The 14,699-nt window shown below is 69.8% G+C and carries 14 protein-coding genes and 1 pseudogene; 7 read left to right on the forward strand and 8 right to left on the reverse strand.

Features of this window, described 5'->3' with window-relative positions:
* Positions 1–11: 11 nt before the first annotated feature.
* From JGU66_20640 to JGU66_20665, 6 genes are all read left to right on the forward strand, one after another.
* On the forward strand, positions 12–416 hold the full coding sequence (locus JGU66_20640; GenBank protein MBJ6763184.1) for a TIGR02266 family protein: 405 nt from the start codon (positions 12–14) through the stop codon (positions 414–416).
* Positions 413–961, forward strand: a complete 549-nt coding sequence (locus JGU66_20645) for a DUF192 domain-containing protein (GenBank protein ID MBJ6763185.1) — start codon at positions 413–415, stop codon at positions 959–961. The genes JGU66_20640 and JGU66_20645 overlap by 4 nt, the downstream gene beginning before the upstream one ends.
* Positions 962–1,119: 158 nt before the next feature.
* A complete protein-coding gene (locus tag JGU66_20650; GenBank protein MBJ6763186.1) occupies positions 1,120–2,643 on the forward strand; it encodes an alkaline phosphatase in 1,524 nt (507 codons plus the stop codon).
* Positions 2,644–2,666: 23 nt separating this feature from the next.
* Complete coding sequence (locus tag JGU66_20655; GenBank protein ID MBJ6763187.1) at positions 2,667–4,043, forward strand: alkaline phosphatase; 1,377 nt, start codon at positions 2,667–2,669, stop codon at positions 4,041–4,043.
* A 92-nt stretch (positions 4,044–4,135) separates the two neighbouring features.
* Positions 4,136–4,732, forward strand: a complete 597-nt coding sequence (locus JGU66_20660; protein ID MBJ6763188.1) for a hypothetical protein — start codon at positions 4,136–4,138, stop codon at positions 4,730–4,732.
* Positions 4,733–4,808: 76 nt separating this feature from the next.
* Positions 4,809–5,084 (forward strand): hypothetical protein, encoded by a 276-nt coding sequence (locus JGU66_20665; protein MBJ6763189.1) that lies wholly within the window; start codon positions 4,809–4,811, stop codon positions 5,082–5,084.
* A gap of 45 nt (positions 5,085–5,129) precedes the next feature.
* Here the strand turns inward: JGU66_20665 and JGU66_20670 are convergent, their stop codons facing one another.
* Complete coding sequence (locus tag JGU66_20670) at positions 5,130–6,329, reverse strand: EAL domain-containing protein (GenBank protein MBJ6763190.1); 1,200 nt, start codon at positions 6,327–6,329, stop codon at positions 5,130–5,132.
* A 479-nt stretch (positions 6,330–6,808) separates the two neighbouring features.
* Positions 6,809–7,933 (reverse strand): annotated as a pseudogene (locus JGU66_20675) (hypothetical protein).
* A gap of 98 nt (positions 7,934–8,031) precedes the next feature.
* Here JGU66_20675 and JGU66_20680 point away from each other — a divergent pair.
* Positions 8,032–9,039 carry a zinc-binding dehydrogenase gene (locus JGU66_20680; GenBank protein ID MBJ6763191.1) on the forward strand — a complete coding sequence of 336 codons (1,008 nt, stop codon included), beginning with the start codon at positions 8,032–8,034 and terminating at the stop codon, positions 9,037–9,039.
* Positions 9,040–9,046: 7 nt separating this feature from the next.
* Here the strand turns inward: JGU66_20680 and ybaK are convergent, their stop codons facing one another.
* The 6 genes from ybaK to cglC all read right to left on the reverse strand — a co-directional run bounded on the left by ybaK (position 9,047) and on the right by cglC (position 14,540).
* On the reverse strand, positions 9,047–9,523 hold the full coding sequence (gene ybaK, locus JGU66_20685; protein ID MBJ6763192.1) for a Cys-tRNA(Pro) deacylase: 477 nt from the start codon (positions 9,521–9,523) through the stop codon (positions 9,047–9,049).
* Positions 9,524–9,527: 4 nt separating this feature from the next.
* A complete protein-coding gene (purK, locus tag JGU66_20690; protein ID MBJ6763193.1) occupies positions 9,528–10,670 on the reverse strand; it encodes a 5-(carboxyamino)imidazole ribonucleotide synthase in 1,143 nt (380 codons plus the stop codon).
* Positions 10,667–11,170, reverse strand: coding sequence for a 5-(carboxyamino)imidazole ribonucleotide mutase (purE, locus tag JGU66_20695; GenBank protein MBJ6763194.1), 504 nt, complete (start codon positions 11,168–11,170; stop codon positions 10,667–10,669). Before purE ends, purK begins: the two co-directional genes overlap by 4 nt.
* A 182-nt stretch (positions 11,171–11,352) precedes the next feature.
* Entirely contained in the window at positions 11,353–12,402 is a 1,050-nt protein-coding gene (locus tag JGU66_20700; GenBank protein MBJ6763195.1) for an NAD(P)-dependent alcohol dehydrogenase, read from the reverse strand.
* Between the two features lie 125 nt (positions 12,403–12,527).
* Positions 12,528–13,952 (reverse strand): VWA domain-containing protein, encoded by a 1,425-nt coding sequence (locus JGU66_20705; GenBank protein MBJ6763196.1) that lies wholly within the window; start codon positions 13,950–13,952, stop codon positions 12,528–12,530.
* A gap of 90 nt (positions 13,953–14,042) precedes the next feature.
* The gene (gene cglC / locus JGU66_20710; GenBank protein MBJ6763197.1) at positions 14,043–14,540 is read right to left on the reverse strand and encodes an adventurous gliding motility lipoprotein CglC; all 498 of its coding nucleotides are present in this window, start codon (positions 14,538–14,540) and stop codon (positions 14,043–14,045) included.
* Between the last annotated feature and the right edge of the window lie 159 nt (positions 14,541–14,699).

Raw genomic sequence — 14,699 nt, forward strand, 5'->3', positions numbered from 1 at the left:
TCCCCGCCAGCATGTCCGAACAGAAGAGCGGATCCGACCTGCGCCAGCACGGGCGCGCCCCAATCGAGCTCAAGGTCGATTACAAGAAACTCAACTCCTTCTTCGCTGACTACACGAAGAACATCAGCAAGGGGGGGACGTTCATCAAGACGAAGAAGCCGCTGCCCATCGGCACGCGCTTCCTCTTCAAGCTGACGGTGCCCCAGCGCGAGGCCCCCTTCGAGCTGCTCGGCGAGGTCGTCTGGTCCAAGGCCGACGGCGAGGAGCCGGGCATGGGCATCCGGTTCATCTACAGCAGCGAATCCCAGCGCGTGGACTTCGAGACGCTCGTGGAGCGCCTGATGTCGGACAGCCTGGGCTCCGACCTGACCGAGAAGCTGCTCAACAAGCCCCTGCACCCCCAGCACCCGTCATGACGCGCTCGCTTCGTGCCGTGGCCCTGGGCGCCGCGTTGCTGGGCGCGCCGGCCTGCCAGGAAGCCCCGGCCGCGCCGCCGCCCCGGCCCCCAGCCCCGCGTCCCGCCTCGAAGGACCTCGCCGCGGAGGACTATGTGATGCCAGCGCTGCCGCGCGCAGCCGTGCGGCTGAAGGACGCCTTCGGGGGGGTGCACCGCGTGGAGGTGGAGGTGGCCGCCACGGCGGACGCCCGCACCCGTGGCCTCATGTGGCGCAAGGCGCTGCCCGCGGGCCAGGGCATGCTCTTCATCTTCCCGGAGGAAGAGGTCCAGAGCTTCTGGATGCGCAACACGCTCATCCCGTTGGACATGCTCTTCATCAATGCCGAGCGCCGCGTGGTGGGCATCATCGAGCGCGCCGAGCCGCGCACGCTCACGGGCCGCACGGTGGGCGTCCCGGGCCTGTACGTGCTGGAGGTTCCCGGAGGGTGGTGCCAGTCCGTGGGCGTGGCTCGCGGCGGCACCGTGGAGTTCGAAGGACTCGGCGGCGTGCGCGCTGAACCCTGAGTGAGAACGTCACGCGAGGTCGCCGGGTTGTCACCTTCCCGGCGTCCTCGTGATGAACAAGTCACCGCCCGCAGCGACCGTTCGCCACATGGCCTCCCCAGGATGCGCCCCGCGTCACGCCACGCGGCGAGGCGCTCATCCTCTGGAGGTTTCGGTTCATGTCTTCACGTCTCGTGGGGCTCGCCACCGCGGCGCTGCTCCTGGGCAGCACCACGGCCCTGGTGGGTTGCGAAGGAGAGAAGGGCCCGAAGGGAGATACGGGCGTCGCGGGTCCGCAGGGGCCTCAGGGCCCGCAGGGTCCCGCCACCGTCATTCCAGACGCGGGCGTCCCGGACCCGGGCCCCGGTGCGCTCGCATCCGCGCACGAGGCCGCGCATCAAGCCGGCACGCCGCACGCTGACCGCGTCATCTTCTTCCTCGGGGACGGCATGGGCATCCCCGTCGTCACCGCCGCGCGCATCTTCGCTCGGGGCGAGGACGGTGAGCTGACCCTGGACACGCTGCCCGAGACGGGCTTCGTGCGCACGTACTCGCGCGACTCGCGCGTGACGGACAGCGCGCCCTCCATGTCCGCGTACATGACGGGCGTGAAGATGAACAACGACATCCTCTCGATGTCGCCGGAGACCGCGTTCAACGGCAAGGGCTCCGCCGTGCCGACGTTCCTGGAGTGGGCCGAGGCCGCCGGTTGGTCCACGGGCGTCGTCACCACCACGCGCGTGACGCACGCGACGCCCGCCGCCACCTACTCGCACATCAGCAACCGCGACCTGGAGGAGGCCATCGCCCAGCAGCTCGTGCCGGGCGCGCCGGGCTCCAACTCCAGCCTGGGGGATGGCCTGGAGGTCATCTTCGGCGGCGGCAGCAAGCAGTTCACCACGCGCGCGGACAAGCGCGACCTGGTGGCGGAGCTGAAGGCCCGCGGCTACGGCTACGTCACGCAGGCCGCGCAGCTCCAGGACCTGCCTCTTTCTGGAGCGCCGAAGCAGAAGGTGCTCGGCCTCTTCACCGAGAGCCACATGTCCTACGAGCTGAACCGCGACCCGGCCAAGGAGCCGAGCCTCGCGCAGATGGCCGTCAAGGCGGTGCAGGTCCTCGACCAGAACCCCAAGGGCTTCTTCCTCATGGTGGAGGGCGGGCGCATCGACCACGCGCTGCACGAGACGACGGCGAAGAAGGCGCTGAAGGACACGGTCGCCTTCGACGACGCGCTCGCGGCGGTGCTGGCCGAGGTGAAGAAGAAGGATCCGAACCTGGAGCACACGCTCGTGGTCCTCACCTCGGATCATGACCACACGCTCGTACACCTGGGCTACGCGAAGCGCACTGGCGCCACCACGGCGACCAACGCGGGCGTGCTGGGGCTCGTGCGCAACTACGCCGGTGCGCAAGAGGGCGCGCCCACGCTCGACGCGGATGGCCAGCCGTACACCATCCTCGGCTTCGGCAACGGCGAGCGCCGCGTGATGGGCTCGCGCGCCTTCGCGCCCACGCTCACCGAGGACCTCACCGCGGGCGACGAGTACCACCAGGAGGCCGCCATCCACATGCCCACCGGCGCCGAGACGCACGGCGGCACCGACGTCACCCTCCGCGCCGTGGGCTTCGGCTCCGAGCAGTTCCACGGCTTCATGACCAACACCGAGGTCTTCGGCCTCCTTCGCAACGCCTCCAAGCTGTGACGCGGACAAAGGGAATCGCCGCCATGAACCTCAAGAACACGCTGCTCGCCGGGGGCACCGCCCTGGCCCTGATGGCCGCTCCCGCGCACGCCGCGGGCAAGGCGAAGAACGTCATCTTCTTCCTCGGCGACGGGATGGGCCCCACCACCGTCACCGCCACGCGCATCTATGTCTACGGCGAGGCGGGCAAGCTCCAGATGGAGAAGCTGCCGCGCACGGCCCTCATCAAGACGTACTCGCTCGATGCGCAGACCACCGACAGCGCGCCGTCCATGTCCGCGTACATGACGGGCGTGAAGATGCGCAACGAGGTGCTGTCCATGAGCCCGGACACCGTCGCGCGCATCGAGGCGGACGGGCACTGCGCCGCCACGGGCAACGGCTCGCCGGTGCGCACCATCCTGGAGCTGGCCAAGGCCGCGGGCAAGTCGGTGGGTTCCATCACCACGACCGAGCTGACGCACGCGACGCCCGCCGCCACGTACTCGCACATCTGTCATCGCGACCTCGCGTATGACATCGCGGCGCAGGCGGTGCCCGGGGGCGCGGGCGCGAATCCGTCGCTGGGCACTGGCGTGGACGTGCTGATGGGCGGCGGCGCGAACCACTGGACGCCCGTCAACGCCACGACCAATCCGAAGGGCCGGCCGGATGGGCGCGACCTCGTCGAGGAGCTGCGGTCCCAGGGCTACACCTACGTGAAGGACGCGACCGGCCTGCGCACGATTCCGTCGACCACCACGAAGCTCATCGGCTTGTTCTCCGCCACCAGCCACATGAGCTACGAGCTGGATCGCGACTCCACGAAGGAGCCGAGCCTCGCGGAGATGACGCTGGCCGCCATCCAGGTCCTGAAGAAGGCCTCGGCGGCGGACAATGACGATCGCGGCTTCTTCCTCATGGTGGAGGGGGGGCGCATCGACCATGCACTGCACGGCACGCAGGTGCAGAAGGCGCTGGGTGACGCGGCCGCGTTCGATGCCGCCATCAAGGCCGCGGTGGACAGCGTGGACCTGAGCAACACGCTCATCGTCGTGACGGCGGACCATGACCACACGCTGGCGATGAATGGCTACGGCCAGCGCGGGCAGGGGACGCACGTGGTGGACGTGGTGCGTGACCCGGCCACGGGCACTCCGCTGGTGGATGGCGATGGCTATCCCTATCCGACGCTGGTGTTTGGCAACGGCCCCAACCGGCCGCTCGTGCGCTCCAGCACGGACACGGTGAACGTGCTCGACAAGAACTTCACGCACCTGTCGGCCGTGCGCGTCTCCAGCGAGACGCACGGCGGCGGCGATGTGATGCTGATGGCCGGCGGCGCGGACGCGGAGCTGTTCAAGGGCACGCTCGACAACACGCGCGTGTTCCAGTTCCTGAAGACGGCGGCGGGGCTGTAGTCATGGGGCGCGTCGCGTTGCTGCTGCTGGGGGGGCTCCTCGTGTGTGGGGCGTGTGCGGAGCCTCCGCGGACTCCTGGGAGCGAGCCACCCGTGGCCGTGCTCATCTCGCACGAGGAGCAGGGGGTCCGGCCGGATGGGGTGACGCAGGTGCTCCGTTATCAAGAGCGCGTGCTTCGCCGGGACGGTCACCTGTGGTCGGAGCGCGTGCTGGATGGGCGCGTTCCCGCCGTGGCCCACTCCGAGTCGCGGCGCGACGTGCATGACTGGAGCGTGGTGCCGCGCTGGGTCTCTCGCGAGGCCGATGGGCGCGTGCGCCTGCGCTTCGTCCTCGCGGACTCCCGCGAGGTGGTGGAGGTAGAGCCCCCGGAGTACGACTCCGTGGGCTTCACGCCCGCGTGGGATGAGCTGTCTCACCAGGTCTCCAACGAGGTGCTCGCGCGGCTCACGCCCTCGACCCGTCCGGATGCCCCCGAGGGTGCCCGGTGGTTGGAGGCCACCACGGCGGACCGCTACATCCGAGTGCTGTGGAGCGACAAGCTCGCCCTCGCGCTGGAGATGGAATCCGGTCGCAAGGATGGGACCGCGCTGCATCGCGCCAAGGTCCAACTGGAATCGCTGCCCGCGACGGCGCCTTGGGAGTCGACTCGTGCTTTCGCTCGCAAGGACATCAACGATTATCGCGACTGAGTCAGTCCGATAATCCTTCTTGAGCCTGTTTTGCGTTGATACGCTCCGGGTGTTTCACCACACACCCGGAGACGGTATGTCCATTGGAGTGAAGCGAGTCGCGGCGGTCGTGGCGTGCGCAGCGGGCCTGCTGCTGGGAGCTTGTGGCGGGGAGATGGAAGATGGGCAGGTCGCCCCGGTCGCGACCCAGGAGTCCGCCATCATCGTGGGGGGCTCTGAGGTCAGCCAGGTGTATTACTCGGATTCGACGTACACGGTGCAGGTTGGCTGGGCCCTCACGAAGTGTGACGGCTCATACAAGCTGGAAGGCTATCGCACCCAGTACGTGATGACGGCTGTCTATCATTGCTGAGTCGTTCACCGAGCACCCCTTCCCAGACAGGGAGGGGTGCTTGGGTCATTGAGATGTCCCGTTCGCGCGGCCAGCCAGTTCGGCGATGCGCAGGATGAGCTGCCGCATCGTCACGGTGCCCAGGAATGCGCCGGTCGCGTCCGTGACCACCACGGGGTCCTGGGTTGCCGACGTGGCTCGTGCCAGTGCTTGGGGCATGAGTGCGCAGACAGTCATGTCCTCCTCGGCGATCAGCGGCGCGGGGTGCGTGTCTGACCGGGCCTCGAATCGCTGACGCGTGATCAACCCGCGTGGCTGTTCGTGCTCCAGGAGGACGACATGGTCCAGACCCGGCGTCTGCTGAAACAGCGTCGCGAGGCTCGCGTCATCCACGGGTGTTTGCGCGCTGGCGCATCGGACGGCGAGGTTGCCCACGGTGTCTTCGCCCGAGGACGTGCGGTGGTGCAGCGCACGCATGGTTCCGTGGCGTCGCCGCTCGAACTCTTCCCCGGGGAGCGGAGGCGTCGGCGCGGGGCGCGCGAGCAGGAAGCCCTGCGCGTGGCGAATGCCCAAGCGCAGCAGCACGGCCAACTCGTCCCAGGACTCCACCCCCTCCGCGATGAGCGTGGCGCCCACGTTGGTGGAGAAGGCCACCAGGGACTTCAGCAGATGCTGGAGATAGGCGTGGTGGTGGATGTCTCGCACCAGCGCCTGGTCCAGCTTGATGAAATCTGGCGCGCTGTGCACCAGGGTCACGAGCCCTGAGTGCCCCGCGCCGAAGTCATCCAGGGCGATGCCGAAGCCTCGCGTGGCGAGCGCTCGTGCCAGGCGTCTCAATTGCGCGGTGTCTTCGAAGGCGCCTTGCTCGGTGATCTCCAGCACGAACTGACGCGGGTGCAGGCCGTGCTGTTGGACCAGGGCTTCGAGGGCGGTGTCCGCGAAGCGCTCGTCGGCGAGGACCTCGGGGCTGACGTTGAAGAAGAACGGCGCGCGGCGGTGGGCCGCGGGAAGCTCGGCGATGCGGCGGAGCGCGGAGCGCCAGCATGCGTGTTCGGCCTCGAAGGTGACGCCCTCGTGGCGGGCGCGGGTGAAGAAGTCGAGGGGGGACTCGGAGGAGCCTTCACCTCGGGACAGCACCTCGTGACCCACGATGTTGCCGGTCCGCAGGTCCACGATGGGCTGGAACACGGACGCGATCCGAGGCTCGTCTCCGCGCCACAGCCAGGACTGCGCCGGGGCGACCGGGGGGGAGCGGGGTGGGTTCATGTCCGAAAGATGTAGCCGAAAGTCCCCCGTGCTTCAGGGACCCTCGTGTCACGAGCAGCCACGCGAGCATGGCGTTGGCGTCACGCCGCCATCACGGCGACCGAAGCAGCGCTTGAGTCCGCGGCTGCTCGGCGCGAGGTGAGCTGGCTTCCAGCTCCACGCCGAATGCCCGGGCGCGGTGAGGCCCGCGCGCTCCAACCGTGTCACTCGCGCGGTCGCTCGGTCATCGAACGAGGGGCCGCGGTGTTCGGGGCCGCGTCGGAGATCGGCTCCACAGGCAAGAGCGCGGGGACCATCCGCTGCGTCTCCGGAGACGCCGAGGCAAGGGCCTCCAGCGTCGGCTCCACCGGCGTGGGAGGAAGCGCCGCTCGCGAAGTCTCCACGGGAGTCGAACCACCCGCCGCCCGCGCCATCTCCGCCGAGGCATGGGCAGGGCTCTCCAGCCGCGACTCCGCCCCTGTGGCCGCGGGCACCTGGGCGAGCGTGGCCTGGGCCGCGACCGTATCCAGCGCGTGCCCCTCCTCCCACTGCGCGGAAGAGAGTGAACGGAAGCGTCGAGCCAGCGCGGCCAACTCGGCGGCCTTGAGCTGGGCATGTCCGCTGCGCAGCGACAGGAGCGCCACGCGAGCCCGCTCCAGCAAGGCGACCTCCGCGCGCAACTTCGCGAGGATTCGCTCGCGACGCTGCCGCAGCTCACCCAGTCGCTCCACTTCTTCGCCGAGCGACTGGGCCGCGAGCTCGAGCTGCCGACGCGCCACCGGATCCGTGCTGGCGCGAGCGCTGCGCTCCAATCCGTCCCGCTCCGCTTGGAGCTCCGCCTGGGCGCGCTCCTCGAGCTGCGCCTCCACGCCCGCCCACTCGGAGGCCAGCTCCACCGCGCCGCGCGTGATGCGCGCCAGCGTGCGGGCCAACTCCTCGCGGGCCGGCTCACGCGGGAGCTTCGCGAGGGACTCACCACACTGGCGATAGAGGCTCAGGGCGCGCTCGGCCAGCGTCCGGAAGTCTCCCGCGAGCTGGGGCAGCAGCTCCTCGGCGCGCGCCTCGACAGGGTCGGCGGACAACCCGATATGCGCGGCGATGGCGCTCAAGCCCACGAACAGGCCGAGGATTCCACCCGTGAGGCTCGCGCTGAGCAGCGCGGGCGTGGCCACATCCGCGAGACGTGAGGCGAAGATGCTCGCGACCTCGGTGCCCGCCAGCGTGAGCCCCGCGGCGAGCAACGCGCCGAGCGAGAAGTGCAGCAGGGTAGGGCGGGCCTCGGCCACCTGGCCCTCTTCGCCGCGCTCGTTGAGGCGCGCGCGCACCAGCAGGGCGCCCGCCGCGGCGGCGCTGATGGCCAGCGTCCACCCTGGCGCCATGCCGAGCGCATAGGGCAGGGAAGTGAGCACGACCCCCAGGCCTGCCACGAGCGCCCGGTCCCACTTGTCTCCCTGGGCACAGGCGAGCACCACCGCGACGGGGACCCACCACGACAGCGGCAGGGGCAGTCCCACCCGGCTGGTGGCGAACTGGAGCAGGCCCGCGCCAGCGCCCGCCGCGAGGGCGCGCGTCACGGTGCGTTCGAAGACTTCACGGTGATGGAACTGCAGCACGGTGGCACTCATCGGTCGCCCCTGGAACGGCGTCAGGCCAGGAATTCCACCTGGAACGCGTGGCCGAATTAAAAGGTCTGCCGATGAGTGCTCCCCCCATCCCCCCGACGATGCGCGCCTTGGTGTTGACGGCTTACGACGGCCGCCCCGAGTCGCTGCGCGTCCAATCGCGTCCCGTCCCCAAGCCTGGACCGGGACAGGTGCTGGTGCGGCTGGCGGCCTCGCCCATCAACCCGTCCGACCTGATGTTCGTGCGAGGGCGCTACGGCGTGCGCAAGTCGCTGCCCGTGGTGCCAGGGTTCGAGGGCAGCGGGACGGTGGTGGCCGCGGGCGGCGTCGCGGGGCGCCTGCTCGTGGGACGTCGCGTCGCGTGCCTGGCGCCGTTGGACGGCGAAGGGCTGTGGGCGGAGTACGCGGTGGTGCCCCTGCCGCAGTGTCTGCCGCTGCGCGCGCGCATGAGCGACGAGCAGGGCTCCACGCTCTTCATCAATCCGCTGACGGCCTGGGCGCTGTTGGAGCGCGCACGACAGGAGGGCCATGGCGCGCTGGCGCAGACGGCCGCGGCGAGCGCGCTGGGGCGCATGCTGGCCACGCTGGCCCGTCGTCGCGGACTGCCCATGGTGCACGTGGTGCGTCGGCCCGAGCAGGTGCAGGTGCTGCGCGCGCTCGGCGCCGAGCACGTGCTGAGCAGCGCGGAGCCCGAGTTCGACGAGCGTCTGCGTCTCCTGTTCCACGAGCTGCGCGTGACGCTGGCGTTCGATGCGGTGGGCGGCCACATGACGGGGCGCCTCTTGAGCGCGATGCCGGACGGCGCAACGGTGACCGTCTACGGCGCGCTCGCGGAGCAGGAGTGCCGCATCGACCCGGGCGACTTCATCTTCCACGACAAGAAGGTGGACGGCTTCTGGCTGGCGCGTTGGGGCCGCGGCCGCTTCGGGCGCGAGCAGCTCCGGGCGCTCGTGGGCGCGGCGACGCTGATGGGCAAGGCCCTGGAGACACCCATTCGCGCGAGCCTGCCGCTGGAGTCCGCGGGCGAAGCGCTGCGCATCGCCTCATCGGACATGACGAGCGGCAAGGTGCTCTTCGCGCCGAGCCTCGACGGTGGCGCGCAGTCCTGAGCGAGGCCTACGCCTTGGGCCGAGAAATCGGCCCCGTGCGGCCCTTCGTCACACGCAGATAGTCCGCGGGAGCCAGCACGAGCTGCGTGCCGCGAATGCCCGCGGACACCGCGATGGTGTCGAACAGCTCCAGCGTCTCATCGACGAAGACGGGGTAGTCCTTCTTGCCGCCTATCGCGGTGCAGCCGCCGCGCACGTAGCCGGTGAGCGGCTGCAGCTCCTTGAGCGGAACCGTGTCCACCTTGCGGTCTCCGCTGAGCCGGGCGAGCGCCTTGAGGTCCAACTCGGCGTTGCCCGGCACCACCGCCATCAGCACGCCGGTCCGGTCGCCGCGCGCCACGAGCGTCTTGAACACCTGCTCGGCGGGCATCCCCACCTTGCCGGCCACGGTCTCCGCGGACAAGTCATCCGGGTCCACCTCGTAGTCGCGCAGCTCGTAGCGCACGCCGAGCGAGTCCAGCAGCCGGGCGGCATTCGTCTTCATGGCGTCACATCCCCAGCGCGGTGGCGGCAGTCTTGACCCGAGCCAGTGCCTCCTCGGGGGTGGAGCCCACCGCGGAGAGGTGGCCCATCTTCCGGCCCTTGCGAGCGTCGCGCTTGCCATACAGATGCAGCCGCACGCCGGGCATGGCCAGCGCCTGGGCGAACCGCGGCCCGCCCTCGCGCAGCCACAGGTCGCCGAGCAGGTTGACGATGGCCGCCGGGCGCACCACCTCCACCGAGCCCAAGGGCAGGTTGCACACCGCGCGCACCGCCTGCTCGAACTGGCTGGTGAGGCACGCCACCTCGGTGGAGTGGAAGCTGTTGTGCGGACGCGGCGCCAGCTCGTTGACGAGCAGGCGGCCGTCTCTCAGCAGGAACATTTCCACGACGAGCAGTCCCTCAACCTGGAGCGCGTCGGTGATGGCGCGCGCCACCTCGGTGGCCTGCGCCGTGATGGCGGGCGGCAGTTGGCCTGGCAGGAGCGACCACGCGAGGATGCGCTGCTCGTGGTGATTGAACGCGGGCGGGTAGACGACGGCCTGCCCGTCCGGGCCGCGCGCCACCAGCACGGACAGCTCCGACTCCAGGTCGAGCGCGGCCTCCACCACCACCGAGCGCTCACCCAGCTCGCGCCACGCGGTGGGCGCCTCGTCGGCGCGGGAGACCTCGTACTGGCCGCGTCCGTCGTAGCCCCCCTCGCTGGACTTCACGAAGCACCGGCCGCCCAGGGCCTCGATGGCCTGCGCCAGCTCGGCGGCGGAGTGCGCCTCGCGCCACGGACCCAGGGGGAAGCCTCCGCGCGCAAGCCAGCTCTTCTGCCGGCCGCGGTGCTGAATCACCTCCAGCACGCCCGCGCCGGGACGCATGGGCGTCTGACGGGCCACGGCGTTGAGCGTGGCGAGCGGAATCTTCTCGATCTCCAGCGTGACGACGTCGCACGCGCGCGCCAGGTCGCTGGCCGCGTCGATGTCGGAGAACGCGGAGGTCAGGCAGCGGTCCACCACCGAGCGCGCGGGCGCGGTCGAGTCCGGATCCAACGCCTGCACCTGGTAGCCGAGCGTACGCGCGGCCAGGGCCATCATCCGCCCGAGCTGTCCCGCACCGAGGATGCCCAGCGTGCCGCCAGGGAGCACCGTGCGCGCCTTCATCCCTCCACCTCGCGCTCGCGCAGCACTTCCTGCGTGCGGGCCGTGCGGTAGGCGGACAGCCGCTCACGCAGCTCGGGGTACTTCAGGCAGAGGATGGCGGCGGCATGCAGCGCGGCGTTCGCGGCGCCCGGCTTGCCAATGGCCTGCGTTCCCACCGGCACGCCCTTGGGCATCTGCACGATGGACAACAGCGCGTCAAAGCCGTTGAGCACCGTGGTGGGCATGGGCACGCCGAGCACCGGCAGCAGCGTCTTGCTGGACACCATGCCAGGCAGGTGGGCCGCGCCGCCCGCCGCCGCGATGATGACGGACAGGCCGCGAGCCTCCGCGGTGGAGGCGTACTCCATCATCCAGTCCGGAGTGCGGTGCGCGGACACGATGCGCACCTCGTGAGGGATGCCCAGCTCGTTGAGGATATCGATACCGGGCTTCAGGAACTCCAGATCGCTCCTGCCACCCATGATGACCCCGACCCACGGGGTGCTCGCCGCGCTCGCCATGCTGTGAAGCGCCTCCCATGCGCTCTTCCGGCTGAAGCCCGGAGGAACGCGGAGATAGGGCGGCGTGATTCCATCGGTCAACCGGGAATGTGCGCTCCGCGTCGTTGCAATGACTTCACAATGCCATGGCGCGAGCCGTGCCCCTCCCGACGGGCGGCCGGGAGGGCGGTGGCCATGTGCGCCTACTTCTCTTGCAGGCTGGCGATGTCAATCACGAAGCGGTAGCGCACATCTCCACGGAGCATGCGCTCATACGCCTCGTTGATCTTCTGGATGGGGATGAGCTCGATGTCGGACGTCACGCCGTGCTGGGCGCAGAAGTCCAGCATCTCCTGCGTCTCGCGGATGCCACCGATGAGCGAGCCACCGAGCCGCCGCCGCCGCATGATGAGCGGGAAGGCAGACAGCGGGGTGGGCTCCTCGGGTGCGCCCACGAGGATCATCGTCCCGTCCACCTTCAAGAGGCTCAGGTACGTGTTGTAGTCGTGCGGCGCCGACACGGTGTCGAGGATGAAGTCGAAGCGCCCCGCCAGCCGCTGGAACGTCTCCGGCTGCGACGTGGCGGCGAAGTCGGTGGCGCCCAGGGCACGCGCGTCCTTCTCCTTGGAGGGCGAGGTGCTCAGCACCGTGACCTCGGCGCCCATGGCCCGCGCGAGCTTCACGCCCATGTGGCCCAGGCCTCCGAGCCCCACCACGGCGATGCGGTCCCCCGCCTTGAGCCCGTAGTGCCGCAGCGGCGAGTAGGTCGTGATGCCGGCGCACAAGAGCGGCGCGGCCTTGTCCAGCGGCAGGCCCTCCGGGATGCGCAGCACGAAGTTCTCGTCCACCGTGATGCGCGTGGAGTAGCCGCCGTAGGTCACCGCGCCACTGCCGCGCTCGCGGCTGTTGTAGGTGCCCACCATGCCTTTGTCGCAGTACTGCTCGTCACCGGCTTTGCACGGCGCGCACTCGCGACACGCGTCGACGATGCAGCCCACGCCCACGGTGTCGCCCGCCTTGAAGCGGCGCACGGCACTGCCCACCTGGGACACGCGCCCGACGATTTCGTGACCGGGGACGAGGGGGAAGATGGCGCCGCCCCACTCATCCTTGGCCTGATGCAGGTCCGAGTGGCACACGCCGCAGTAGAGGATGTCGATGAGCACGTCGTGGGCTTGGGGCTCTCGGCGCTCAATCGAGAAGGGGCCGAGGGGGGCCTTGGCACTCGGGGCGGCATAGGCGCGGGTCTTCAGCATGGAGGCTCTCCGCAAGTGTGGAAACGACGCGGCCCCGGTGCATGACCGAGGCCGCGTGGCGGGAGACTAGTGATGAAGGCGCGCGTCCGCCGAGGAAAGCGCCATCGGCTCGGCCCGGTCGCTCAGTAGGTGGTGCCCAGTCGGCCAAAGCTCTTGAGCGCTTGCACCTTGCTGTTCTTCACCGCGGCGCCCACCGCCGAGGGCGTGGCGGCCGACTCGTACTCGTCGAGGGCGGCCTTCTGCTGGGCCTGATCCTCGGCCACCGCCGCGGCGCCCGCCACGGCGGCGGTCTCGGTGAAGAGGGTCTGGTTGTCCTGCAGGTAGGCCTTGGCCTCTTCCTTACGGCCCTGGCTCATCGCCTCGGCGGCCTTCTGGAGGTTCTGGGCGCTGCGGGCACGGGCCGCATACACCGTGGCGTCCTTGTCCTGTCGCGCGAGGATCTCCTCGCGGCGATCCGTGACCTGCGCGCTCAGCGCGGCGGCGCTCTCCACGCCCTTGTTCTGGAGCAGGTCCGTGTACGCCAGCTTCAGCCCCGTGACTTGCACGGACTGACCCACGGCGTTGCCCTGGACGAGCAGCCGCACCACGACGCGCTCCACCTGGCCCGCGGAGAAGTCCGGCATGGCGACGCGCACGACGTTGCCCGCCTGGTGCGCGGTGTAGCCCAGCACCTCGCCCAGCGTGACGCCGTCGGGCAACTCGAAGGACAGCTCCACGTTGCGCGCCACGGTGGTGGAGGCCTGCTGAAGGTCGCGCTGGAAGAGGGTGGCCAGCTTGCCCGCGTCCTCGAGGAAGCCGTAGGCACCGGCGCCGTACTCGGCGAAGGACTGCATGAGGTCCTCGTTGAAGTCCGTGCCCACGCCAATGGCGCTCACCGTGACGCCCGCCGCGCGGATGTCGCGCACCTCCTGCTGCAGGCCGGCCGCGTCGCTGATGCCCTCGGTGGGCTGGCCGTCGCTCATGAGGATGAGGCGGTTGACCCGGAAGTGCTCCATCCCGGAGGCGAGCTGGAAGCGCCCGGCGGACAGGCCCGCGCTGATGTTGGTGCCGCCGTCGTCCCAGATGCCCTCGATGAACTGCAGCATCCGCTCGCGGTTGGCGGGCGTGGCCGGCTGCGACGGAAGGCTCTTCACGTCCGAGCCGTAGTGGATGATGGCGAGCCGGTCCTCATCCCGCAGCAATCCCACGAGGTGCCGCGCGGCCTGCTTCGCCTGCGCCAGCTTGTAGCCGCTCATGGAGCCCGAGCGGTCGATGACCACCGCGAGGTTGACCGGGCTGCGCGTGGAGCCCGGCACCTGCGCGCCCGTCAGGTCCACCGTGGCGAACACCTCCGAGGCACCCTGCGGGATGTACGGATGCGACAGCCGGCCCGTCAGCGAGAGCGAGCCCAGCGACGTGGTGGCCGGTGGAGTGGGGGGGATGGGGGTCGCCACGTGCGTCGCCGGGGGAGGCGGCTGCGGCGACCCACCGGCCCGCGGCAGCCCCAGCACCAGCGCGGTGAGAGCGAGGCCGCCGGCCAGGGCGAGGAAGAGGACCGTTCGGTTCATGGCAGGGCTCCTGGGCGTCCTCGGAGGGGACGCCGCCCTGCCTTTACGAACGACGTGGGGAAATAGGTCTACGCCCCCACGCCGGAACTGTCAGGGAGTCTGCGTTGCGGGCACCGTCGCCGCGCAGAAGAACGGCGACGTGTTCTCGCCGAAGATGCGCCGGTAGCCGGCCTCATCGGAGATGCGCAGTGCGTCCAGGGTGGCCTGATCCAGCATCATCGCCCGGCAGGTGAGGCGATCGCGCAGATCCTTCGACACGGCGGTGTCAGTCACCTCACAGCTCTTGGAGGAGCCCTCGACGCAGGCCTTGCTGCAGTAGCCCCCGGCCAGGGATTCCGGGTTGCCCGAGCCCGCCATGGAGGCGTCGCGCACGCAGACCAGATCCTCGCACTCCACTGCGCCAAAGGAGATGAAGTCCTGGTTGGGCTGCAGCTCCTTCTCCTTCATCAGCACGAACTTGGCCGTGGGGTCAGGGTCGCTCGCGTTCGGCTTGCGGACCAGGTTGCACGGCAGGCCCAGCTGGGTGGTCACATTACAGCCGCCCAGCAGGACGACAGCGCAAAGCAGGAGGGCGGATCTCGCGGACATCGTCAGGAACCTCGGACGAAAGGGGGAGTGAGCGGCGGGGGCCGCTTGCAAACGAAGGGAGCCGCTTCGTGGGTCGAGGCTACCACACCGATTCGGCCTGCCAACGCAAGCGCCCAGAGCAGGTGTTGTCCTGACGAGACTGGAATTGTGCAGAGATAC

Source organism: Myxococcaceae bacterium JPH2 (assembly GCA_016458225.1).
GTDB lineage: Bacteria > Myxococcota > Myxococcia > Myxococcales > Myxococcaceae > Citreicoccus.

Coding starts and splice junctions, on each gene's coding strand:
- JGU66_20640 (MBJ6763184.1), top strand. CDS start 12: ATGTCCGAACAGAAGAGCGGATCCGACCTGCGCCAGCACGGGCGCGCC.
- JGU66_20645 (MBJ6763185.1), top strand. CDS start 413: ATGACGCGCTCGCTTCGTGCCGTGGCCCTGGGCGCCGCGTTGCTGGGC.
- JGU66_20650 (MBJ6763186.1), top strand. CDS start 1,120: ATGTCTTCACGTCTCGTGGGGCTCGCCACCGCGGCGCTGCTCCTGGGC.
- JGU66_20655 (MBJ6763187.1), top strand. CDS start 2,667: ATGAACCTCAAGAACACGCTGCTCGCCGGGGGCACCGCCCTGGCCCTG.
- JGU66_20665 (MBJ6763189.1), top strand. CDS start 4,809: ATGTCCATTGGAGTGAAGCGAGTCGCGGCGGTCGTGGCGTGCGCAGCG.
- JGU66_20670 (MBJ6763190.1), bottom strand. CDS start 6,329: ATGAACCCACCCCGCTCCCCCCCGGTCGCCCCGGCGCAGTCCTGGCTG.
- JGU66_20680 (MBJ6763191.1), top strand. CDS start 8,032: ATGCGCGCCTTGGTGTTGACGGCTTACGACGGCCGCCCCGAGTCGCTG.
- ybaK (MBJ6763192.1), bottom strand. CDS start 9,523: ATGAAGACGAATGCCGCCCGGCTGCTGGACTCGCTCGGCGTGCGCTAC.
- purK (MBJ6763193.1), bottom strand. CDS start 10,670: ATGAAGGCGCGCACGGTGCTCCCTGGCGGCACGCTGGGCATCCTCGGT.
- purE (MBJ6763194.1), bottom strand. CDS start 11,170: ATGGCGAGCGCGGCGAGCACCCCGTGGGTCGGGGTCATCATGGGTGGC.
- JGU66_20705 (MBJ6763196.1), bottom strand. CDS start 13,952: ATGAACCGAACGGTCCTCTTCCTCGCCCTGGCCGGCGGCCTCGCTCTC.
- cglC (MBJ6763197.1), bottom strand. CDS start 14,540: ATGTCCGCGAGATCCGCCCTCCTGCTTTGCGCTGTCGTCCTGCTGGGC.